20 protein-coding genes are annotated in these 21,268 nt (G+C 68.2%); 13 read left to right on the plus strand and 7 right to left on the minus strand.

The annotated features are described in order from the left end of the window. Positions 1-152: 152 nt before the first annotated feature. The 3 genes from E3O57_RS09595 (at position 153) to E3O57_RS09605 (ending at position 4,364) form a co-directional block, all read left to right on the plus strand. Positions 153-1,727: an MFS transporter gene (locus E3O57_RS09595; RefSeq protein ID WP_088456404.1), complete on the plus strand. Its 1,575-nt coding sequence runs from the start codon at positions 153-155 to the stop codon at positions 1,725-1,727. 163 nt (positions 1,728-1,890) lie between these two features. Next, a complete protein-coding gene (locus E3O57_RS09600) occupies positions 1,891-3,435 on the plus strand; it encodes an SDR family oxidoreductase (RefSeq protein WP_103431997.1) in 1,545 nt (514 codons plus the stop codon). A gap of 173 nt (positions 3,436-3,608) precedes the next feature. After that, positions 3,609-4,364 carry an exonuclease domain-containing protein gene (locus E3O57_RS09605; protein WP_240632188.1) on the plus strand — a complete coding sequence of 252 codons (756 nt, stop codon included), beginning with the start codon at positions 3,609-3,611 and terminating at the stop codon, positions 4,362-4,364. Between the two features lie 7 nt (positions 4,365-4,371). Here the strand turns inward: E3O57_RS09605 and E3O57_RS09610 are convergent, their stop codons facing one another. After that, entirely contained in the window at positions 4,372-5,409 is a 1,038-nt protein-coding gene (locus E3O57_RS09610) for a DUF2332 domain-containing protein (protein ID WP_103479566.1), read from the minus strand. 102 nt (positions 5,410-5,511) lie between these two features. On the opposite strand from E3O57_RS09610, the gene pepN reads away from it, so the two are divergent. The 4 genes from pepN (at position 5,512) to E3O57_RS09630 (ending at position 11,487) form a co-directional block, all read left to right on the plus strand. Continuing rightward, positions 5,512-8,055 (plus strand): aminopeptidase N, encoded by a 2,544-nt coding sequence (gene pepN, locus E3O57_RS09615; RefSeq protein WP_103479625.1) that lies wholly within the window; start codon positions 5,512-5,514, stop codon positions 8,053-8,055. A gap of 116 nt (positions 8,056-8,171) precedes the next feature. Beyond that, a complete protein-coding gene (locus E3O57_RS09620) occupies positions 8,172-9,317 on the plus strand; it encodes a mechanosensitive ion channel family protein (protein ID WP_103479567.1) in 1,146 nt (381 codons plus the stop codon). Continuing rightward, complete coding sequence (locus E3O57_RS09625) at positions 9,307-9,747, plus strand: globin (protein WP_103479568.1); 441 nt, start codon at positions 9,307-9,309, stop codon at positions 9,745-9,747. Before E3O57_RS09620 ends, E3O57_RS09625 begins: the two co-directional genes overlap by 11 nt. Before the next feature lie 54 nt (positions 9,748-9,801). Continuing rightward, complete coding sequence (locus E3O57_RS09630; RefSeq protein ID WP_103479569.1) at positions 9,802-11,487, plus strand: FAD-binding dehydrogenase; 1,686 nt, start codon at positions 9,802-9,804, stop codon at positions 11,485-11,487. 24 nt (positions 11,488-11,511) lie between these two features. Here the strand turns inward: E3O57_RS09630 and E3O57_RS09635 are convergent, their stop codons facing one another. Then, the gene (locus E3O57_RS09635; protein WP_088456410.1) at positions 11,512-12,189 is read right to left on the minus strand and encodes a hypothetical protein; all 678 of its coding nucleotides are present in this window, start codon (positions 12,187-12,189) and stop codon (positions 11,512-11,514) included. A 64-nt stretch (positions 12,190-12,253) separates the two neighbouring features. Between E3O57_RS09635 and E3O57_RS09640 the strand changes: the two genes are divergently transcribed. After that, positions 12,254-13,129, plus strand: a complete 876-nt coding sequence (locus E3O57_RS09640) for an acyl-CoA thioesterase II (protein WP_174776328.1) — start codon at positions 12,254-12,256, stop codon at positions 13,127-13,129. 36 nt (positions 13,130-13,165) lie between these two features. Further along, positions 13,166-13,588 (plus strand): ubiquinol-cytochrome c reductase iron-sulfur subunit, encoded by a 423-nt coding sequence (locus E3O57_RS09645; protein ID WP_103479570.1) that lies wholly within the window; start codon positions 13,166-13,168, stop codon positions 13,586-13,588. Between the two features lie 23 nt (positions 13,589-13,611). On the opposite strand, the gene E3O57_RS09650 is transcribed toward E3O57_RS09645, so the two are convergent. The 4 genes from E3O57_RS09650 to E3O57_RS09665 are packed head-to-tail and all read right to left on the minus strand — an operon-like array spanning position 13,612 to position 16,855. Then, positions 13,612-14,088: a thioesterase family protein gene (locus E3O57_RS09650; protein ID WP_103432005.1), complete on the minus strand. Its 477-nt coding sequence runs from the start codon at positions 14,086-14,088 to the stop codon at positions 13,612-13,614. 7 nt (positions 14,089-14,095) lie between these two features. Continuing rightward, the gene (gene ettA / locus E3O57_RS09655; RefSeq protein ID WP_088456413.1) at positions 14,096-15,778 is read right to left on the minus strand and encodes an energy-dependent translational throttle protein EttA; all 1,683 of its coding nucleotides are present in this window, start codon (positions 15,776-15,778) and stop codon (positions 14,096-14,098) included. A 5-nt stretch (positions 15,779-15,783) separates the two neighbouring features. Beyond that, positions 15,784-16,290, minus strand: a complete 507-nt coding sequence (locus E3O57_RS09660) for a hypothetical protein (protein WP_241990362.1) — start codon at positions 16,288-16,290, stop codon at positions 15,784-15,786. 46 nt (positions 16,291-16,336) lie between these two features. Beyond that, positions 16,337-16,855: a single-stranded DNA-binding protein gene (locus E3O57_RS09665; protein WP_103459933.1), complete on the minus strand. Its 519-nt coding sequence runs from the start codon at positions 16,853-16,855 to the stop codon at positions 16,337-16,339. A gap of 198 nt (positions 16,856-17,053) precedes the next feature. On the opposite strand from E3O57_RS09665, the gene E3O57_RS09670 reads away from it, so the two are divergent. The 4 genes from E3O57_RS09670 to E3O57_RS09685 all read left to right on the plus strand — a co-directional run bounded on the left by E3O57_RS09670 (position 17,054) and on the right by E3O57_RS09685 (position 20,207). Beyond that, positions 17,054-18,061 (plus strand): aldo/keto reductase, encoded by a 1,008-nt coding sequence (locus tag E3O57_RS09670; RefSeq protein ID WP_103432009.1) that lies wholly within the window; start codon positions 17,054-17,056, stop codon positions 18,059-18,061. 108 nt (positions 18,062-18,169) lie between these two features. Next, positions 18,170-18,526 (plus strand): hypothetical protein, encoded by a 357-nt coding sequence (locus E3O57_RS09675; RefSeq protein ID WP_103479571.1) that lies wholly within the window; start codon positions 18,170-18,172, stop codon positions 18,524-18,526. Between the two features lie 32 nt (positions 18,527-18,558). Further along, the gene (locus tag E3O57_RS09680; RefSeq protein WP_103479572.1) at positions 18,559-19,377 is read left to right on the plus strand and encodes an EI24 domain-containing protein; all 819 of its coding nucleotides are present in this window, start codon (positions 18,559-18,561) and stop codon (positions 19,375-19,377) included. A 143-nt stretch (positions 19,378-19,520) separates the two neighbouring features. Next, positions 19,521-20,207, plus strand: coding sequence for a hypothetical protein (locus E3O57_RS09685; RefSeq protein ID WP_241990363.1), 687 nt, complete (start codon positions 19,521-19,523; stop codon positions 20,205-20,207). 100 nt (positions 20,208-20,307) lie between these two features. Here E3O57_RS09685 and nadE read toward each other — a convergent pair whose 3' ends face one another. Then, complete coding sequence (nadE, locus tag E3O57_RS09690; RefSeq protein ID WP_103459937.1) at positions 20,308-21,129, minus strand: ammonia-dependent NAD(+) synthetase; 822 nt, start codon at positions 21,127-21,129, stop codon at positions 20,308-20,310. Positions 21,130-21,268: the final 139 nt, after the last annotated feature.

The raw sequence follows: 21,268 nt of genomic DNA on the forward strand, positions 1-21,268 counted from the left end.
GACGCTTATGCCCATCGAGGGGCGGCCCCGCATCCGGGGCACATGACCTCCATCTGAGGCATCTCACGACCTCCATTCGAGGCTCGACGTGCCTGCGCAAGAGTCATGTCATGACCTCCACAAGAGGCATCTCTACTGTCAGAAAGTGACACATGTCAAACGCTATTAACGGTGCTGATCGCACCGTGAAGAAGATCAAGAAGCCGCTGTTGCGCCGGAAGCTCAAGGTCTCCGACGTGAACGTCGTCGACCGCCCGATGCTGAAGAAGGCGCTCGGCGGCACGATCGTCGGAAACACCATGGAATGGTACGACGTCGGAGTCTTCGGCTACCTGATCACCACCATGGGTCCCGTCTTCCTCCCCGAAGCCGACCCGACCGTGCAGACGCTGTTCCTGCTCGGCACCTTCGCCGCCACCTTCATCGCCCGCCCCCTCGGTGGCGTGTTCTTCGGTTGGCTCGGCGACAAGCTGGGCCGCCAGAGGGTGCTCGCCATGACGCTGATGCTCATGGCCGCCTCCACCTTCGTGGTCGGCATCCTGCCCGGCTACGCCCAGCTCGGCATCTGGGCAGCGGTGCTGCTCGTGCTGACCAAGCTCGTGCAGGGCTTCTCCACCGGCGGCGAGTACGCCGGTGCCACCACCTTCGTCAGCGAGCACGCTCCGGACAAGAACCGTGGCTTCCTCGCCAGCTTCCTCGACATGGGCAGTTACCTCGGCTTCGCCATGGGTGCCGCTCTCGTGTCGATCCTGCAGGTGACTCTCGGTCAGGCGGCCATGGAAGAGTGGGGCTGGCGTCTGCCGTTCCTGCTCGCCGGACCGCTGGGCCTGATCGCCATCTACTTCCGGATGAAGATCGAGGAATCCCCGGCCTTCCAGGCCAGCCTGGACGCTCAGGAAGTCAACGCCAGGAACCCCGACTTCGTTGAGGACGACAGCATCCCCAAGGGACCTGTCGCCATCTTCAAGAACTACTGGCGCGGCATCGTCCTCGCGATGATCCTCGTCGCCGCCGCGAACACCGTCGGATACGCGCTCACCTCGTACATGCCGACCTACCTCACCAGCACCATGGGGTACGACGAGCTGCACGGCACGCTGCTGACCATCCCGATCCTCGTGATCATGGCCTGCTGCATCCCGCTCACCGGTCGCCTGAGCGACAAGATCGGCCGTCGCCCAGTGCTCTGGATGGGTTCGATCAGCGCCGTGGTCTTCGCTATCCCCGCGTTCCTGCTCATCGGTATGGGCTCCGTCTTCACGACCCTCGCCGGTCTGGCCCTGATCGCCCTCCCGGTGACGTTCTACGTCGCCAACCTCGCCTCGGCGCTGCCGGCCCTGTTCCCCACGGCCAGCCGCTACGGCGCGATGGGCATCGCGTACAACTTCGCCGTCGCCATCTTCGGTGGCACCACGCCGTTCATCATCGCGGCGCTCATCGCCGCCACCGGTGACGACATGATGCCGGCCTACTACCTGATGGCCACCTCGTTCATCGGTGGAATCAGCATCTTCTGGCTCAAGGAATCCGCCAACCGCCCGCTGCCCGGCTCCATGCCGAGCGTGGAATCGGTCGAAGAGGCACACGAGCTCGTTGCCGGCCAGTTCGAGAACCCCCTGCTCGACCACGACGAGATGCCGTTCGACGCCACCTTCGAGCCGCCGACCTCGTCGATGGACCTGAGCGCGCTCAAGACCGAGACCGACTCGGAGCCGGCCAAGGTCTAGCTCCACCTCGTACCGCCCCTCTTCGGAGGACTGCTTTTCAGAAGCGACTGTGGCCGGTGCGGACAATTGTGACCCGCACACCGGGCGCAATTGTCCGCACCGGCCACAGTTGTCTGTTCGCCCGGCTGTGTGAGGGGCGGATGCGCCGTCGTAGAATTCTCTGATGACCACCGAGCAACACCCGCAGAGCACACCCGTAGAGCCCGCATCCGTCGCGTCCGTCGATGATGCCCCCACCGGCGACGCATCCGCGACACCCGCGATCGACCCCCACGACCTCGAGGTGGCCCTGCGCGTGCTCGCCTCCCTGGCCACCATCGACCCGGACGACCCCGACTTCGTCACCGTGCGCCAGGCCACCGCCAAGATGTTCAAGTCGGTGAAGACCGTGCGCCGCCACGAGAAGCGCCAGCTGATCGCGGACGCGGACCGAGAGGTCATTGCCGCCACCGCCACCGGGGCTCCCACCCGCATCGACGACGAGACCATCGGCGCCCAGTTGCGTCTGGGCACCGACCGGCCCTCGGCCGGCGAACTGCTCGTGCCGCGCGCCTGCTACATCTGCAAGCAGAAGTACACCCTCGTCGACGCGTTCTACCACCAGCTCTGCCCGAGCTGCGCGGCGATGAGCCACACCAAACGCGACGCCCGTACCGACCTCACCGGCAAACGCGCCCTGCTCACCGGCGGCCGCGCCAAGATCGGCATGTACATCGCCCTGCGGCTGCTGCGCGACGGCGCCCACACCACCATCACCACCCGGTTTCCCCGCGACGCGGTGCGCCGGTTCAGCGCCATGCCCGACTCGAAGGACTGGCTGCACCGCCTCCGCGTTGTCGGCATCGACCTGCGCGACCCCGCCCAGGTGATCGGCCTGGCCGACTCCGTCGCCGCGCAGGGTCCGCTGGACATCCTGATCAACAACGCCGCGCAGACCGTGCGACGCTCCCCCGGGTCGTACTCCCCGCTGGTGGAGGCCGAGTCCTCGCCGCTGCCGGACGGCGAACTGCCCGAGATCGTCTCGTTCGGGCACACCAACGATGCGCACCCCACCGCGCTGGCCGCGTCCGTGGCCAGCCACCCAATCCTCGCCGCCGCGGCCACCGGCGCCGCCCTCACCGCCGACGACCTCACCGCGTTGGCCCTGGCCCCCGGCTCCTCGTCGCTGGCACGGCTGGCCGCTGGCACCGCCATCGACGCGGGCGGACTGGTGCCCGACCTGCACGAGGAGAACAGCTGGACGGCCAACGTCGAAGACGTGGACCCACTCGAGATGCTCGAGGTGCAGCTGTGCAACACCACGGCCCCGTTCCTGCTGGTGAGCCGTCTGCGGGCCTCGATGGCGGCATCCGAGGCTCGGCGCACCTACATCGTGAACGTGTCAGCGATGGAGGGTGTCTTCGGCCGCGGTTACAAGGGTCCGGGGCACCCGCACACCAACATGGCCAAGGCCGCCCTGAACATGCTCACTCGCACCAGCGCCAAGGAGATGCTCTCCGACGGCATCCTGATGACCAGCGTCGACACCGGCTGGATCACCGACGAGCGTCCGCACCCCACCAAGATCCGCCTGGCCGAGGAGGGTTTCCACGCCCCCCTCGACCTGGTTGACGGCGCCGCCCGGGTGTACGACCCCATCGTGCGCGGTGAGGCAGGTGAAGACGTGCACGGGGTCTTCCTCAAGGACTACCGCGCCGGTACCTGGTAAGGGCCGCACCACCCCCTCTTAGCGAAAGGTTCATCTCGCGAAAGCGGGTTCACGGCTGCCTCCGCGGCGCTGAAGCAACCGATTCACCGCTTTCGCGATGAGTTGTGGAGAGGATGCGCGGCACTCCCGGCCGCCTCACCGGGAGTGTCGGTGGGCGCCGATAGGGTCGGAACGTGCAGACATCAACCGCCAAGACCGCGATCGCCGACATCCCCTCGCTGTGCGTGTTCGACCTGGAGACCACGGGTGTGAACACCGATGAGGACCGCATCGTCACGTGCTTCATCGGCCGCGTCATGCGCGACGGCACGGTGAACGGCTCGTACAGCTGGCTGCTCAATCCCGGCATCCCCATTCCGGAGGGAGCGTCCGCCATCCACGGCATCACCGACGAGGTCGCCCAGCGTGACGGCGTCGACCCGGCCACCGCCATCGCCGAGATGCTCACGGTACTGCGCCGCAGCATCGACGGAGGCCGCCCGATCGTGGCCTACAACGCCAGCTTCGACCTGTCGATGCTCAACGCCGAAGCCCGCCGCTACGGGTTGGCGCCCATCGAGGACTTCGGCCCGGTGCTCGACCCCTACGTGATCGACAAGGCTGTGGACCGCTACCGCAAGGGCAAGCGCACCCTGGTGGCCACCGCCGAGTACTACGGCGTGCTGCTCGAGGGGGCCCACGACGCCGAAGCGGATGCCGTGGCCACCGGTCGGGTCGCCTGGGCCCTGTTGGCCAAGACCGAGGAGACCGACCTGTACACCCTGCACGACCGCCAGGTCGGTTGGGCCAGGGAGCAGGCCGAGAGCTTCCAGACCTACCTGCGCAAGTCCAAGGGCGACGACCTGATCGTCATCGACGGTGCCTGGCCGATCCGGGCCGGCGCCGACCGTGCCGCGGCTGCGCCCATGCTGGCCACACCGGCGATCTAGCCTGCCCTCAGCCGAGCCAATGCACCGCGCGACCGTGCGGCTGGGCTAGCGCGACCGCCCGGCCGTCCAACGACAGCACGAAGTCAGCCGAACCGGATGCCGCAGGCAGCGTCGACGGCAGCGTCCCGGCCACCCCTGGCACCACGGTGCGCCCCTCGTTGGCCAGCCAGCGCACCCCACGCTCGGCCCTCAACCGGGCCATGGTCGCCACGAACCGGTCCCGGCCGGCCTCGTCGAGATAGGCCAGCACCGCCGTGTGGAACACCACGACGGTCGCATCCGGCGGGGCCTCGGCCACGAGAGCCTCGACCTGCTCGTTGAGGTCGCCGCGCACTAGCCGGGGCGGGGCTGTGCGGGCGACCTGCACGGCCGCCCGCAGCCGGGCCCGCCGGTCATCGTGCTCCGGCCAGATCAGGGCCTCCAGCCAGGCCACGTCGGCGGGATCTGTCACGTCGAGCGGGTTGAGGTCGATACCGGCCCGCCACACCACGCGAGGCAGCCGGCTCGGCACGGGAACGGAACCGGTCACCGCGCACTCCAGCAGCACCGGGCTGGTCCCAGCGGGCGGGTCGAGCAGGGCCGCGCCGTCACCCGGGCCGTCAGCACTGCGACCGCCCGGCCGATACCGATAGCTGTATAAGTCCGGCAGCAGGCAGAGCCCGGCCGACGCCCCCACCTCGATCAGGGCGAGCGGCCCCGGCAGACTCCCGAGCGCCGGGAGCAGCACCGCGCATCGGCCCGGCTCGTTGGTCTGGGTCGCGTGGCTGCGGCACGTCTGCTCGACCACCGCCCAGTTCGCGGCCAGCCAGGCCCGGAAACCCAGATAACCGCCGGCCTCGGCGCCGTGGAACCTGGCCGCGCTGAACACCAGATTGGGTTGCCGTTTGGTCGGCGGCAGCCGGTCGATCAATCCGATCGTCGCCGCATCGAGCGCCACCCCCGCCGCCCAGGCCTCGTAGCAGGCGCTCAGCCCCCGGGCCTCGACCTCGGCGAAGGCTCGATAGCGCAACGCGGTATCGGCGCCGGCATCCGTGCTGGTTCTCATGCCGGCAGCCTAATCAGGCGCGCCACCACCGCCACCGTGGCTAGGCTTGTTCTCTATGCGGATGCGCCAGAGCGCTCTCGCGAAACGAAGATGGAGAAACCGTTGCCCGGAGAAAACCTCACCAGGATCGAAGCCCAGGAGCGCAAAGCGCTCGTCAGCGTGACCAGCTACGACGTCACCCTTGACCTGACAACGGGTCCCACGACCTTCGCCAGCACCACCACGGTCGCCTTCAGCGCCGTGGCCGGTAGCTCGACCTTCATCGACGCGATCACCGAGAGTGTGCACAGCGTCACCCTCAACGGCGCCTCGCTTGACCCGGCTGTCGTCAGCGACGGCGTCCGCATTCAGCTTGACGACCTCGCGGCCGAGAACGTGCTCACCGTCGTCGCCGACGCCGCGTACACGAACACCGGCGAGGGCCTGCACCGTTTTGTCGACCCCGTCGACAACGAGGTGTACCTGTACAGCCAGTTCGAGGTGCCAGACTCCCGCCGCGTCTTCGCGGTGTTCGAGCAGCCCGACCTCAAGGCCGCCTTCACCTTCACCGTCACCGCGCCCGGCGCCTGGGAGGTCATCTCCAACTCGGCCACGCCAGAGCCCACGGATGCCGGCAACGGCAACAAGACCTGGGCGTTCGAACCCACCCACACCATCTCCAGCTACATCACCGCCCTCGTGGCCGGTCCGTACGCCGTGGTGCGCAGCGAGCTCACCTCCAGCGACGGCCGCATCATTCCGCTGGGCCTGTTCAGCCGCAAGAGCCTGTTCGAGTACCTGGATGCCGACTACATCTTCGACAAGACCCGCCAGGGCTTCGCCTACTTCGAGGAGAAGTTCGACTTCCCGTACCCGTTCGACAAGTACGACCAGATGTTCGTGCCGGAGTTCAACGCCGGCGCGATGGAGAACGCCGGCGCGGTCACCTTCACCGAGACCTACGTCTTCCGTTCCAAGGTCACCGACGCGATCAAGGAACGCCGGGTCGTCACGATCCTGCACGAGCTGGCGCACATGTGGTTCGGCGACCTGGTCACCATGAAGTGGTGGAACGACCTGTGGCTGAACGAATCGTTCGCCGAGTGGGCGTCCACCATCGCCACCGCCGAAGCCACCGAGTGGACCGAAGCCTGGACCACCTTCGCGGCAATGGAGAAGAGCTGGGCGTACCGCCAGGACCAGCTGCCCTCCACCCACCCCGTCGTGGCCACCATCACCGACCTCGAAGACGTGCAGGTCAACTTCGACGGCATCACCTACGCCAAGGGTGGATCCGTTCTCAAGCAGCTCGTCGCCTGGGTCGGCATCGACGCGTTCTTCACCGGCGTCGCCTCGTACTTCAAGAAGCACGCCTGGGGCAACACCGAGCTCTCCGACCTGCTCGTCGAGCTCGAGGCCGCCAGCGGCCGAGACCTCTCCGGCTGGGCCGCCCTCTGGCTCGAGACCGCCGGCGTCAACACCCTGCGCCCGCAGATCGAGGTCGACGACGCCGGGGTCATCACCGCGTTCGCCGTGCTGCAGACCGCCACCGAGGACTACCCCACCATCCGCCCGCACCGCCTCGCGATCGGGTTCTACGACCTGGTCGACGGCGCCCTGGTGCGCACGCACCGCGTCGAGCTCGACGTCGACGGCGTGCAGACGGATGTGCCGGAACTCGTCGGTCGTACCCGTGCCGATCTGATCCTGCTCAACGACGACGACCTCGCCTACGCCAAGGTTCGCCTCGACCCGGCCTCGCACGCCGTGGCGCTCGAGCACCTCGCCGCGATCGAGAGCCCGCTGGCCCGCTCGCTGGTCTGGGGTTCCGTCTGGGACGCCACCCGCGACGCCGAGACCTCGCCGCGCGACTTCGTGAAGCTGGTGCTGGGCAACGTCGCCACCGAGACCGAGTCGACGACGCTGCGCACGGTTCTCGGCCAGGTATCACTCACCGCGCAGTATTACGTGGCCCCCGAGCACCGCGACGCCACCGTCGCCTCGGTCGGCGACGCACTCTGGGCCTTGGCCCAGGGCGCAGAGGCCGGCAGCGACGCTCAGTTCCAGTTCGTGAAGTTCTTCGCCTCCGTCGCCGAGACGCCGGCCCAGCTGGCCGCCGTTGCGGGCCTCCGCACCGGTTCGTTCAAGCTACCGGGCCTGGACATCGATACCGACCTCAGCTGGGAGCTGCTCGCGGCGCTGGTCGCCGGCGGCGAAGCCGGCGAGGCGGAGATCGCCTCCGCCCTGGCCGCGGACAACACCGCCACCGGGGCCCAGTCCGCCGCCAACGCGCGCGCCGCGATCCCCACCATCGAAGGCAAGCAGGCAGCCTGGGCCTCGCTGATCGACGTGGACACCGCACCGAACACCATCGTGCGGGTCACCGCCGCCGGATTCCTGCGCGCACACGACACGAGCCTGCTCGAGCCGTTCGTCGGCCAGTACTTCGACGTGCTGCAGAAGGTATGGGCCGAGCGCAGCTACTCCATCGCCGAGAAGCTGATCGTGGGCCTGTACCCGTCGCCGCTGTCGAACCAGGCCCTGGTCGACGCGACCCGGGCGTGGTTGGACGCCAACCCGGAGCCCGCGGCGCTTCGCCGTCTCGTGGTGGAGAACCTCGCCGGCGTCGAGCGGAGCCTGCGCGTGCAGGCCCGCGACCTGGAGTAGTCCGCCGGCACCACCGGCCAACGGCGCCGCCTTCGATGATTTTCATCGTGGCGGCGCCGTTGTCGTATGGCACCTTCAGGAAGCGCCGAGTCGGCGCTCGGTAGACTGGTCGATCTATGAACCGGGACACTTTTTGGGCTACGGCCGACTACATCTGGAACCTGACCATCGTGCAGGTCGTCGTCATCATCATCTTCGCGCTGGTCGCCCGCTGGGTGTTGCTCTTCGTGATCGGGCGGGTCGTCACGCAGATCGTGTCCGGGGTGAAGAAGGGCCAGAACGTCGACGACACCCAGTCGCTTGACGTGTCACCGGTCACCGCGGTGCGTGTCGTGCAACGCACCCGCACGCTCGGTTCGGTACTGACCAATATCGTCAACGTGCTCATCGTGGTGGTGACGATCCTGCTGATCGTGACCGAAATCAATCCGGGCATCCTCGGGTCGTTCGCCCTGCTCACCGCCGCTCTCGGCGCCGGCCTGGGTTTCGGCGCCCAGAACATCGTGAAGGACGTGCTCAACGGTCTCTTCATGGTGATGGAAGACCAGCTCGGCGTGGGCGACGTGGTGGACCTCGGCCTGGCCACCGGAGTCGTCGAGTCCGTCGGCATCCGTATCACCCAGGTGCGTGACATCGAGGGCACCCTCTGGTTCGTCCGGAACGGCGAGATCCTGCGCACCGGAAACATGTCCCAGGGCTGGGCCCGCGTGATCGTCGACCTTGCGATCCCCTATTCGTCGGATGTCGAGGCTGTGCAGGCCGAACTGCTCAAGGTCGCCCGAGCCTTGGCGTCCAGCCGCAAGTGGCGCGGGGCGATGCTCGGCAAGCCCGAGATCTGGGGCCTCGAATCCATCTCGGCGGAGGCCCTCGTTGTGCGCCTGGTCGTGCGCACCCGGGTGGGCGCCCGCTGGGACTTCGCTCGCGACCTGCGGCTCCATCTCAAGAAGGCCCTCGACGGGATGGGCTCAGGACTCACCCCGCTCAATAGCGTGGTGATGGCCGCGGCCGACGGATCGGTGTCCGCCGGAAGCAACAACGGTGACGGCGCGGCAGACGGTGTCCCGGTGGATGCAGCGGCCCAGGCCGCCGCCGCGCTGCCGAGCACCGACACGGCGCCATTCGAACAGCCCGTCCCCGCCCGCCGGGTTCGTGCCCCGCGCCGGCCGAAGAAGCCTGCGACGGACCAGCAGCCCGATTCCGGATCGGCCGGCACGCCAGGTGGCGCAGCGGCCACCGAACAGGAGAAGCCCGATGACAAGTGACAACATCCCGCTCGGAGTACACCTTCGGTCGAGCGAGAACGCCGCCGCCGTGAGCCCGTCGTTCTACCAGGAGGTCGGCGGCCGGCCGTTCTTCGAGAAGCTCGTCGCCGAGTTCTACCGGGGCGTCGCCGGCGACCCGGTCCTCAAACCGATGTACCCGGAGGAGGACCTCGGCCCCGCTGCGGAGCGGCTGACCGGTTTCCTCGAGCAGTACTGGGGCGGGCCGGGCACCTACAGCGAGCAACGCGGACACCCGCGGCTCCGCCAGCGGCACCAGCCTTTCAAGGTGAACCCGGATTCCCGGGACCGCTGGTTGCTGCACATGCGCAAGGCCGTCGACTCCTGCGACCTGCCCCCACTGCAACGCGCCACCCTGTGGGACTACCTCGAGCGAGCCGCACACGCTATGGTCAACACCTTCGACGCGTAACACTCGAACCGCACCATCCGCCCCGCAGCACCCCTCACTGACAATGGAGTCACCATGAGCCCAGCCCGCCCCGGCCTGCCCACGCATCCGAACACCTCCGCCGACGTGATCGTGGTGGGGGCCGGCCTGGCCGGCCTGGTGGCCACGGCCGAACTCGTGGAGGCGGGGAAACGGGTGCTGCTCGTCGACCAGGAGAACGCCGCCTCGCTCGGTGGTCAGGCCTGGTGGTCGTTCGGCGGGCTGTTCCTGGTCGACTCCCCCGAACAACGCCGAATGGGAGTCACGGACTCCCTGGCTCTGGCCCGGCAGGACTGGTTCGCCAGCGCCGGGTTCGATCGCGGTGAGGACTACTGGCCGACCCGGTGGGCCGAGGCGTACCTCAACTTCGCCGCCGGCGAGAAGCGGGCCTGGCTCAAGGAACGCGGCGTGACGTTCTTCCCGGTCGTCGGCTGGGCCGAACGTGGCGGTTACACCGCCCTGGAACACGGCAACTCGGTACCGCGCTTCCATATCGTCTGGGGAACCGGGCCCGCGATCCTGGAGCCGTTCATCACCAGGGTCCGTGAAGGGGTGCGCGCCGGCCTGGTCACCACCCTGCACCGGCATCGTGTCGACGAGTTGATCGTCGAGGGAGGCGCCGTGGCGGGGGTGCGGGGCAGCCTGCTCATCCCGAGCGCTGCGGCGCGCGGTCAGGCCAGCAGCCGGGAGGTCGTCGGCGAGTTCGAGCTGCGGGCGTCCGCGGTGATCGTCACCAGCGGTGGGATCGGCGGCAACCACGACCTGGTGCGCGCCCAGTGGCCGGCCCGGCTGGGACCGGCACCCACCAAGCTGCTCTCCGGTGTGCCCGCCCATGTCGACGGCCGGATGCTCGGGATCACCGAGAAGGCCGGCGCCCGACTGATCAACGGCGACCGTATGTGGCACTACACCGAGGGCATCGTCAACCACGACCCGGTCTGGCCGGCCCACGGCATCCGCATTCTGCCCGGCCCGTCATCGCTGTGGCTGGACGCCACCGGAAAACGTCTGCCGGCCCCGCTGTTTCCCGGTTTCGACACCCTCGGCACGATGGAACACCTGCTCAAGACCGGCCACGAGCACAGCTGGTTTGTGCTGACCCAGAAGATCATCGAGAAGGAGTTCGCCCTCTCGGGCAGCGAACAGAACCCCGACCTGACCGGCAAGGACCTGCGCCTGCTCGCCCAGCGGCTCGGATCGGGCGCGCCCGGCCCGGTGGAAGCGTTCAAGAGCAAGGGTGAGGACTTCGTGGTGGCCGATACCCTGCACCAGCTGATCAAGGGCATGCAGCAGCGTTCCCCCGAGGTGCGCATCAATGCCGCGCAGGTGGAACGGGAGATTCTGGCCCGCGACAGGGAGCTCGACAACGACTTCTGCAAGGATGCCCAGATCAACGCGATTCGCCAGGCCAGGCACTATCGCGGCGACAGGCTCATTAGGGTGGCGAGCCCGCACAAGCTGCTCGACCGCGCCAACGGGCCGCTGATCGCGGTGAAGCTGCACCTGCTCACAAGGAAGAGCCTGGGCGGCATCGAAACCGACCTCTCCGCCCGGGCGCTCGGAGCCGACGGGCAACCGGTCCCCGGACTCTACGCGGCAGGCGAGGCCGCCGGCTTCGGCGGCGGCGGCGTGCACGGCTACCGCTCGCTGGAGGGCACCTTCCTCGGCGGCTGCCTGTTCTCCGGCCGCACCGCCGGCCGGGCCGTCGCCGCCGCGCTCTAACCCGTCCCGCACCCGGGTGGAGCGTCAGGCGCGCAAGGACCAGGGCTTGCGGCGTACCAGAATGTGGCCGCGGGCTGTGCTCAGACGCGTCCAGGGGCCGGTCTCGAAGAGCTGCACCGGCTCATCCGCCGCCAGGAAGCCCAGGCTCACGGCGGCGAACCCGGCACCGGCGGGTACGAAGTCCAGGGCCTCGATCGGGCGGCCCCAGACCTCGGACCGTACCCGTTGGACGATCTGCTCACCGGTGCCGGTCGGGATGACGGACGCGACTTCGGCGATGCCCTCGCGGGCGGCGCCCTCCAGCACAGCCGGTGAGGCGCTGCCATGGGATGTCCAGCCTCCCTTCGGCGGCGTGATGCCCGCCCAGGTGACCGAGGACACCTGCAGCGGCACGGTGACGGTGACCGGAGCATCCGCGTCGGTGACGGCGGCCTCGAGGCGCAGCAGCCGATCCAACAGCGACCGCACCGGAACGACGACGTCGAGGTCAACAGGTTCGGTGAGCGCGAAGGTGCGCAGGCCCAACACCGTGGGGCTCGAGTCCAGCAGACCACGCGGGTACAGGATCGCCGTGTACACGGCGAGCACGCCCGCCGCGGAGACGAGCCGCACCGATCCGTCCTCCACCCGGCTGGCGCGCGAAAGGTAGACCCGGAGGTCGCCGAGGGACAGGGAATCTGAGAGGGAAAATGACTGGCTCATCTGCTGTCTAAACTACCAAGGTACGTCGGTGTCCCGGGGACCCGAGCTCGAACAAGGAGGCAGCATGCACGCACCGCTGGAGGGTCTTCTGGCCGCTCTCGACCTGACCGACACCGGTGCCCGCACCAGTGAGGACATCTTCACCGGCCCCTCGCAGTGGATGCCACAAGGTCGCGTCTTCGGCGGCCAGGTGCTCGCGCAGTCCCTCGTCGCCGCCATGCGCACAGTGCCCGACGAACGAAACGTGCACTCCATGCACGGTTACTTCCTGCGCCCCGGCGACGTCAACCACCCGATCACCTTCTCGGTCGACCGCATCCACGACGGCCGATCGTTCTCCACTCGACGCACCCAGGCGTACCAGAACGGCGTGCCGATCCTGTCGATGATCGCGTCGTTCCAGGACACCGACGAGGGTCTCGAGCATCACATCGAGATGCCGACCGACCTGCCCGACCCCGAATCCCTGCCGACCACGGCAGACACCCTCGGTCACATCGACCACGACTTCGCGCGGGCCTGGGCCAACGACCGCCCGTTCGACATGCGCCACGTTCCCTCGTCGATCTACCTCACCGTGGACGGCGAGCACACCAGCAAGCAGATGATCTGGATGAAGACCTTCGAGCCCATCCCCGACGACCCCGACCTGCACCGCGCCGCACTCGCTTACGTCAGCGACTATTCGATCATGGAACCCGTTATGCGCCGGCACGGCCTGCCCTGGGCCACCCCGGGCCTCAAGGTCGCCAGCCTCGACCACGCCATGTGGTGGCACCGCTTCGGCCGGGTCGACGAGTGGATGCTGTACGTGCAGGACTCCCCCTCCGCCCAGGGCGGCCGGGGACTGTCCACCGGCAGCATCTACAGCCGCGAAGGCCTGCTGCTGGCCACGGTGGCCCAGGAGGGCATGGTGCGGGTTCCCAAGCCCCGTGACTAGGCTGCAGCCCAACCTGTCCGAGCCAGTAGGAGCATCATGACCTACGACGCTGACCTCACCCGCCGTACCCTGCTCGTCGCCGGAGGCGCCGGTACCGCCCTGGCCCTGGCGGCCTGCGCACCCGGAGACCCGAACACGAACACGGATACCGGCGCCGGCACGGCCTCACCCGCCGAGGTCGCGGTACTCTCCGACATCCCCGTGGGCGGCGCCATCGCTGTCATGTTCGACGGTGCGCAGATCATCGTGTCGCAGCCCACCGCCGGCGAGGTCGTGGCGTTCAGCGCCATCTGCACCCACCAGGGCTGCATCGTGGTTCCGGAGAAGAAGGGCCTGAACTGCCCCTGCCACAAGTCTCTGTTCGACACCGCCACCGGCGCGGTCCTCCAGGGACCAGCCACCGACCCCCTCCCGGCGGTCACGGTCACCCTCGACGGCGACAAGGTCCTCGCCGGCTGACCCGTTCACGCTCGTAAATGGGGCTACTTGCGGGTGAAGGGAACCGCGGGCTCCAGGTATGGGGTCCAGGCGGCTCGTTCGACGTCGTTGATCTTGCGGGGGCGCTCCGTCGCCGCATCCACCAGGACGATCGTGGTGGTCGCGCGGGCGTACAGCGGCGCGGACTCCTGCCCGGCCGGTCCGTATACCTCGTAACACACGTCGAGGCTTGCGCCGCCGAGCTTGCCGATCCACAGCTGCACGTCGATGGGCTCCCGCAGATACGGGATCGGTGCGAGGTACTCGATCTCCATCCGGGCGATCAGGGTCAGCGTCGCCGCCCCCGGCCGCCCGTCCAGCACCGCGGTTCCCCGGGCACCCGATGCACCGGCCGCCTCGTCGTTGACCCAGAACGCCTGGATGCGCGCCTCCTCGAGGAGGCGCAGCATCTCGGCGTTGTTCACGTGAGCGTAGGCGTCGAGGTCCGACCAGCGCAGCCGGATGGGAACGTGCAGCCGCATGGGGTTCCTAGTCGCGCGTCAGTTTGCGGTACGCGGACCGGTGCGGCTTGGCCGCGTCCGGGCCGAGTCGCTCGATCTTGTTCTGCTCGTAGGACTCGAAGTTGCCCTCGAACCAGTACCAGTTCCCCGGCGCCTCAGCGGTGCCCTCGTACGAGAGGATGTGCGTGGCGATGCGGTCGAGGAACCACCGGTCGTGAGTGATGACCACGGCGCAGCCGGGGAACTCGAGCAGCGCGTTCTCGAGCGAACCGAGGGTTTCGACGTCGAGGTCGTTAGTCGGTTCGTCGAGCAGCAACAGGTTGCCGCCCTGCTTGAGCGTCAGCGCCAGGTTCAGGCGGTTGCGCTCACCACCGGAGAGCACACCGGCCTTCTTCTGCTGGTCGGGGCCCTTGAAGCCGAACGTGGACACGTAGGCGCGAGACGGCACCTCGGTCTTGCCGACCTGGATGTAGTCCTGGCCGTCGGAGACGACCTCCCACAGCGACTTGTTCGGGTCGATGCCGCCACGGCTCTGGTCGACGTAGGAGATGTCGACGGTCTCGCCGATCTTGAGGTCACCGGCATCCAGCGGCTCGAGGCCCACGATGGTCTTGAACAGGGTCGTCTTACCGACACCGTTCGGGCCGATCACGCCGACGATGCCGTTACGCGGCAGGGTGAAGGAGAGATCTTCGACCAGCACCCGGTCGCCGAAGCCCTTCTTGAGCTTCTTGGCGTCGATGACCTGGGCGCCCAGGCGGGGGCCGACGGGGATCTGGATGTCTTCGAAGTCGAGCTTGCGTCCGCGCTCGGCCTCGTTCACCATCTCCTCGTAGCGGGCCAGGCGGGCCTTCGACTTGGCCTGACGGCCCTTGGCGTTGGAGCGCACCCACTCGAGTTCCTCGGCGAGACGCTTGGAAAGCTTGGCGTCCTTCTTGCCCTGCACCTGCAGGCGCTCCTGCTTCTTCTCCAGGTAGGTGGAGTAGTTGCCCTCGTAGGGGTACAGGTGGCCGCGGTCGATCTCGGCGATCCACTCGGCCACGTGGTCGAGGAAATACCGGTCGTGGGTGACGGCGAGCACGGCGCCGGGGTACTTGGCGAGGTGCTGCTCGAGCCACAGCACGCTTTCGGCGTCGAGGTGGTTAGTCGGTTCGTCCAGGAGCAGCAGGTCGGGCTTCTGCAGCAGGAGCTTGCAGAGCGCCACGCGGCGCTTCTCACCACCGGAGAGGTCGACGACGGGGTAGTCGCCCGGCGGGGTGCGCAGTGCATCCATGGCCTGCTCGAGCTGGGAATCGAGGTCCCAGGCGTCGGCGGCGTCGATCTCTTCCTGCAGGGTTCCCATTTCGGCGAGCAGGGTGTCGAAGTCGGCGTCGGGTTCGGCCAGCGCGGCGCTGATCTCGTTGAACCTGTCAACCTTGGCCTTGATCGGGCCAACGCCTTCCTGCACGTTCTCCAGCACGGTCTTGGTCTCGTCGAGCTCCGGCTCCTGCATGAGGATGCCGACGGAGTAGCCCGGCGAGAGCCTGGCCTCACCGTTGCTCGGGGTATCGAGCCCGGCCATGATCTTCAGGATCGTGGACTTACCGGCACCGTTGGGGCCCACCACACCGATCTTGGCTCCGGGGAAGAACGACATTGTGACGTCGTCGAGGATGAGCTTGTCGCCGATTGCCTTGCGCGCACGCACCATCGAGTAAATGAATTCAGCCATAGTGTTTACCAGTCTATTTGGCGCGTGGCTCCGACGAGACACGTTCCGGTTGCGAGCAGGGGGGCGACGACGCTGTGGTAGCCGCCGGTGGAGGGACCGTTCTGGCCGATCAGGCACTCTCCGGCGATGTTCACGGAGAACTGGATGGAGTCCGCCGGTTCACCCTTGGTGGTGGTGTCGGCGGTGACCTCCATCGTTGTCTTGTCGAAGCCGGCGGCGACCAGGGCGTCGATGTAGCTGCGGCCGGCGACGTTGGGGTCGGCGGCGAGCGCCGCGGTGATGACCGAGTCGAAGTAGGGCAGGTTCTCGGCGGCGGTGCCCTCCGGCATGAGCGCCGGCGGCGCAACCTCCGTCGGGGTGGGGCTTGCCGTCGCGGTCGCTGTCGCTGTCGGCGTCGGGCGGTCGACGGGGGCGGCGGAGCATCCGGCCAGGCCTAGGCCGAGGACAAGACATGCTGCCCAGGTCGTCGCTCTGCGGCTGTGCCGCACGGGTGCGTCCAAAATCCAGGCCACGCGTAGTCCTCCCCCACCGCCGCACGCTGCGACCGAGAAGTCGAGTCTAAGCGGACCGTGTTTCCGATTCCCCCTGCCCGGTGTCAGGTTCGGCCGGCGCGGCATCCGCTTCGGCCGGCGCGGCCGTGGCCTCGCCCGCAGTGCCGCCCGCTGTGCCGCCCGTTGCGCCGCCCGCCGGGTCGGCATCCCGCTGCTCGGCGGCGGACGGGGCGGTGCTTCGCATCAGCGCCGTCGTTCCCCAGGTCAGGTTGTGGCCTACGGCGTCGGCCTCCACCTCCACCGAGGTGCCCGTACGGTCCTCGTTCTCCCAGTCCCGGATGCGCAGGCGCCCGGTCACGAGCACCGGCTCGCCCTTGTGCACCGACCGCTCCACGTTGTGGGCGAGCTGCCGGAAGCTGGAGACGGTGTACCAATTGGTGTCGGCGTCCACCCAGGCGTTCTTCACCCTGTCGTAACGGCGTTGCCGGCAGGCCAGCCGGAATGAGGTGATGGCCAGGCCGGAACTGGTGACGAGGTGCCGCGGGGTGGTGGCCACGATTCCGGTCAGGGCTATGGTGTCGGTCACGGGAGTCTCCTGGGCGGCACGAGGCTGATGGAGGTATCGAACGCGACCCGGGAGCAGTCCTCGTGCCGGGTTCGTGTTCCCGGGCCGCGCTGCATTCACCCTCCCCGTTCCGGCACCTCCTCTGGGGCCGGCCGTCCAGGGTGTGCAGAACCCGAGCCGCAGCCGCCTGGGGAGGAAGCGCGGATCTAGAGTGAGACCATGACCTTCGATGCTGCAGAGAACCGTTATTCCGAGATGCCCTACCGCCGAACCGGGCGCAGCGGCCTGAAGCTGCCCGCTCTGTCGCTGGGGTTGTGGCACAACTTCGGCCACGAACGCCCGATCGACACCCAGCGCGGCATCCTGCGCCGGGCATTCGACCTCGGCGTGACGCACTTCGACCTGGCCAACAACTACGGCCCGCCTCCCGGTTCCGCCGAAACCAACTTCGGGCGCATCTTCGCCGAGGACTTCCGTGGGTATCGCGACGAGATGATCATCTCCAGCAAGGCCGGCTACGACATGTGGGCAGGCCCCTACGGCGACTTCGGCTCGCGTAAATACCTGCTGTCGTCGCTGGATGCCAGCCTCGGCCGGCTGGGAATGGACTACGTCGACATCTTCTACTCCCACCGCCCCGATCCCGAGACCCCTATCGAGGAGACCATGGGCGCCCTGGCCACCGCGGTGCAGTCGGGCAAGGCCCTCTACGCGGGCATCTCGAACTACAGCCCGGAGCAGACCGTAGCGGCCTACGCCGCCCTGGCCGAGCACAAGATCCCGCTGCTGATCCACCAGCCGCGCTACTCGATGTTCGACCGGCACATCGAAGAGGGACTCTTCCCGGTGCTCGACGACCTCGGCATGGGCAGCATCGTGTTCTCCCCCCTCGCCCAGGGCCTGCTCACCGACCGCTACCTCGACGGTGCGGTGCCGTCGGACTCCCGGGTGGCCACGAGCCGGTTCCTGAACGAGAGCTCCCTCAGCGCGACCTACCTCGAGCGCGCCCGCGCCCTGAACACCATTGCGGCCGACCGCGGCCAGACCCTGGCCCAGCTCGCGGTCACCTGGATCCTGCGCCAACCGCAGGTCACCAGCGTGCTCGTGGGCGCCAGCAGCATCGGCCAGCTCGAGCAGACCGTGGCGGCGCTCGAGGCGCCGGCGCTGGACGCCGATGAGATCGCCGCCATCGAGCCGTACGCGGTACACGGCACCGGCATGAACTAACCCACGCCGGTCCCAGTCAGGGGCGAGGGGTGGATGTCGGTGGCCGGTTCTACGGTAAGGCCAACGGCATCCGCCCTCGCATTGGAGCACACCATGAGCATTGGGACCATGAGCACTGCCACCATGAGCACTGCCGCCATGAGCACTGCAGCCATGAGCACTGCAGCCAGAGCTGTCCAACCCCGGACTGTCCTCCCCGCGACCGCACGACCCACGACCATCGCCCACGCCGCCGGCCCGGCCCGGCCGAGCAACTCCGCCCGGTCGAGCGGTCCCAGCCTGGTCGCCGTGCGCGATGGCCTGTGGCGGGTCGTCGACCGGTCCGGCGCGGTACTGGGGCACATCGAGCGTGAGACGCACGCCGACGGCGAGCGGTACCTCGCCCGGCGCCTGGTGATGCCCACCAGGCGCATCGAGCTCGGTGCCTTCTGGCGCATCGATGACGCGGCTGACTGCTTTCGCTGACTCCGCCGTACCCACCCCGGTACGCTGAAACGATGTTGCCCCAGCCCACTCCCGTCCCCCCAGTTCCGGCCCGGCAGAGGCTGGTTCCCGACCTCCTGGCGGGGGTGGGGTACCTGGGTCGTGGTTTCGGCATGTGGATCACCTCCCCGAAGCTGATGCTGCTCGGCGCGCTGCCGGCGGTGGCGGTCGGTGCCGTGTACCTCGTCGGCATAGTGCTTCTGCTCGTCAACCTCACCTCGATCGTCACGTGGGCGACCCCGTTCGCCGACGGCTGGGCCGAGCCCGTCATCCTCACGACGCGGGTGGCTGCGGCGCTGGTCTTCGTGCTCGTGGCCGCCCTCTTCGTGGTCTACACGTTCACGGCCGTGACCCTGGTCGTCGGCGACCCGTTCTACGAACGCATCTGGCGCGCCGTCGAGACCAACCTCGGCAACGCGCCCACCGCACCGGAGCGCGGCTTCTGGGGATCCTTGGGCCGTGCCATCGGGGACGGCCTCCGGCTCCTGATCCCCGCCGTCGGTGTGGGCCTGCTCCTGTTGGCCTGCGGCTTCATTCCGTTGGTGGGGCCGATCATGGTGGCGGTGCTCGGCGCCCTGTTGGGCGGCTGGTTGCTGGCGGTCGAGCTCACCGGATTCGCCTTCGACGCTCGCGGGTTCACTGTGCGCGAACGTCGTCGCGCCCTGCGCACGCGACGCGGCATCGCGCTGGGCTTCGGAGCGGCGTCCTACCTGCTGTTCCTCGTGCCGTTCTTCGCAATCGTGGCCATGCCCTCCGCCGTGGCGGGTGCCGCAATGCTCAGTCGCGACGCCCTCGAGCGGTCGACCAGCGCGTCGGCCGGCCGGACGCCCTGACCGCGCCGGAGTCTCGGTTTGACACCGCGTATCGGCCACGCCGCCACGGTTCCCTTCGATGCGCCGGCCCACGAGGTAGCGTTCCGCACATGCAGTGGTGGAATGATTTCGTAACCTGGCTCACAGCGACCAGGAACCAGCCCATGATTTTCAGCGCAATCGTGCTGATCGTCGCAATTATCGTGGCCAGCCTTCTGGCGGCCTGGATCGCACGCGGGGCCATCAAGCGCCTGCTCGCCCAGCACGATCGCGAGCTGCGGGCCGCGGCCATCGGATCGATCGTGGATGCCGCGACCGAGGCATCCGTGTGGAACTCGCTCACCCCACAGGAGCAGGTGATGAACGACCGTGCCGTGGGCATGGCCGACATCCAGATCCGGCTGCTGCCGATCAAGGGATCGAGCATCGCGGCGGACTGGGCAGCGCACCAGCTGGCCGAGCTCAAGCGCACCTCGGCCACGTTCGGCTATCAGCTCGAGCCGGCCCTCGTGGAGTTCCGCGACCGCCTCATCGACTGGCAGAACAAGCCGTCCCGGGCCCGCAAGATCTTCCAGGGCGACCTCGAGCGTTGGAAGTCGCAGAACACCTCCACCGAGAAGAGCCTCCTGGCCGAGCAGGATGCCTGGGTGGCCCAGCAGCACCACGACCAGTTCGCGACCCCCGCCGCACCGGCACAGGCTCCGACCGCGCAGCCGCTCGGCTATGTCCCCGCCGCGGCTCCCCCCGGGGCCGTGTCGTCGCCGGCCGCGTCTCCGTCTACGGAGACCCAGCGCCTCCTGGACGACGTTCAGGCCCTCGAAGTGCGTCCAGCGCCGCTGCCGCACCCCTAGCTCCCGCTATCCAGAAAAACGCCGGTCCGCTCACGCGGACCGGCGTTTTTCGCTGCCAGGCTGCGGCTCACAGAGCGGCAGACCGGCGGGCCGGATCGGACTACTTCCACCAGTCGTCGAACAGGGATGCCGGCACCTGGCGCTTGTGCTCGGTGCGCAGGTAGCGCCGCTCAATGGCCTCGGCGACGTGGTCCTCTACGGGCTTGCCCTCGAGGAAGTCGTCGATGTGCTCGTACTGCATTCCCAGGTTCGCCTCGTCGGTCTGTCCGGGGTTGTCGTCGAGCAGGTCAGCGGTCGGGGCCTTCAGGTAGAGCTGCTCCGGGGCGCCGAGCGCCATCAGCAACTGCCGGCCCTGGCGCTTGGTCAGACCGGTCAGCGGCAGCAGATCGGCGCCGCCGTCACCGAACTTGGTGAAGAACCCGGTGACCGCCTCCGCCGCATGGTCGGTGCCGACCACGAGCAGGCCCTGGGCGCCGGCGAGAGCGTACTGGGCGATCATCCGGGCGCGCGCCTTGACGTTGCCCTTGTCGAAGTCCGGCATCGGGGTACCGGTGCTGACGGCGAATTCGGCTTCGAAGCCGTCCACCGCACGCTGGATGTTGAACGTGAGGTTCGAGTCCGGATTAATGAACTCCAGGGCGAGTTGGGCGTCGTCCTCGTCGCGCTGCACCGCGTACGGCAGGCGCACCGGCACGAACCGGAGGGCATGTCCCTCGACGGTGAGTTCTTCGATCGCCAGCTGGCACAGGCGCCCGGCCAGGGACGAGTCCTGTCCCCCGCTGATCCCGAGGATCAGCCCCTTCGCCCCGCTGGCGAGCAGGTAGTCCTTGAGGAAGTCGATGCGCCGCCGAATCTCGGCGGCCGGGTCGATGACCGGGTTCACGTGCAGTTCCTTGATGATTCGCACCTGTTGTTCTCGCATCTGACGAATCTATCAAGTCGCGGCGGGCGGATGTCTGAAGGACGCCTGCACATCCGCCCGGTCACACGGCGACTCATTGGACCGAGCCGCTCGGCCGAACTCGTAGCGTCGTAGGTGCTTCCGACATCGCGTCGGAGGT

Origin of the sequence: Cryobacterium sp. TMN-39-2 (genome assembly GCF_004402745.1) — a bacterium.
In the GTDB taxonomy this organism is placed as follows: Bacteria; Actinomycetota; Actinomycetes; order Actinomycetales; family Microbacteriaceae; genus Cryobacterium; species Cryobacterium zongtaii.

Coding starts and splice junctions, on each gene's coding strand:
- E3O57_RS09670 (WP_103432009.1), top strand. CDS start 17,054: ATGACCTTCGATGCTGCAGAGAACCGTTATTCCGAGATGCCCTACCGC.
- E3O57_RS09685 (WP_241990363.1), top strand. CDS start 19,521: ATGATTTTCAGCGCAATCGTGCTGATCGTCGCAATTATCGTGGCCAGC.
- E3O57_RS09635 (WP_088456410.1), bottom strand. CDS start 12,189: ATGAGCCAGTCATTTTCCCTCTCAGATTCCCTGTCCCTCGGCGACCTC.
- ettA (WP_088456413.1), bottom strand. CDS start 15,778: ATGGCTGAATTCATTTACTCGATGGTGCGTGCGCGCAAGGCAATCGGC.
- E3O57_RS09675 (WP_103479571.1), top strand. CDS start 18,170: ATGAGCACTGCCACCATGAGCACTGCCGCCATGAGCACTGCAGCCATG.
- E3O57_RS09650 (WP_103432005.1), bottom strand. CDS start 14,088: ATGCGGCTGCACGTTCCCATCCGGCTGCGCTGGTCGGACCTCGACGCC.
- E3O57_RS09595 (WP_088456404.1), top strand. CDS start 153: ATGTCAAACGCTATTAACGGTGCTGATCGCACCGTGAAGAAGATCAAG.
- E3O57_RS09620 (WP_103479567.1), top strand. CDS start 8,172: ATGAACCGGGACACTTTTTGGGCTACGGCCGACTACATCTGGAACCTG.
- E3O57_RS09645 (WP_103479570.1), top strand. CDS start 13,166: ATGACCTACGACGCTGACCTCACCCGCCGTACCCTGCTCGTCGCCGGA.
- E3O57_RS09640 (WP_174776328.1), top strand. CDS start 12,254: ATGCACGCACCGCTGGAGGGTCTTCTGGCCGCTCTCGACCTGACCGAC.
- E3O57_RS09680 (WP_103479572.1), top strand. CDS start 18,559: ATGTTGCCCCAGCCCACTCCCGTCCCCCCAGTTCCGGCCCGGCAGAGG.
- E3O57_RS09625 (WP_103479568.1), top strand. CDS start 9,307: ATGACAAGTGACAACATCCCGCTCGGAGTACACCTTCGGTCGAGCGAG.
- E3O57_RS09630 (WP_103479569.1), top strand. CDS start 9,802: ATGAGCCCAGCCCGCCCCGGCCTGCCCACGCATCCGAACACCTCCGCC.
- E3O57_RS09600 (WP_103431997.1), top strand. CDS start 1,891: ATGACCACCGAGCAACACCCGCAGAGCACACCCGTAGAGCCCGCATCC.
- nadE (WP_103459937.1), bottom strand. CDS start 21,129: ATGCGAGAACAACAGGTGCGAATCATCAAGGAACTGCACGTGAACCCG.
- E3O57_RS09610 (WP_103479566.1), bottom strand. CDS start 5,409: ATGAGAACCAGCACGGATGCCGGCGCCGATACCGCGTTGCGCTATCGA.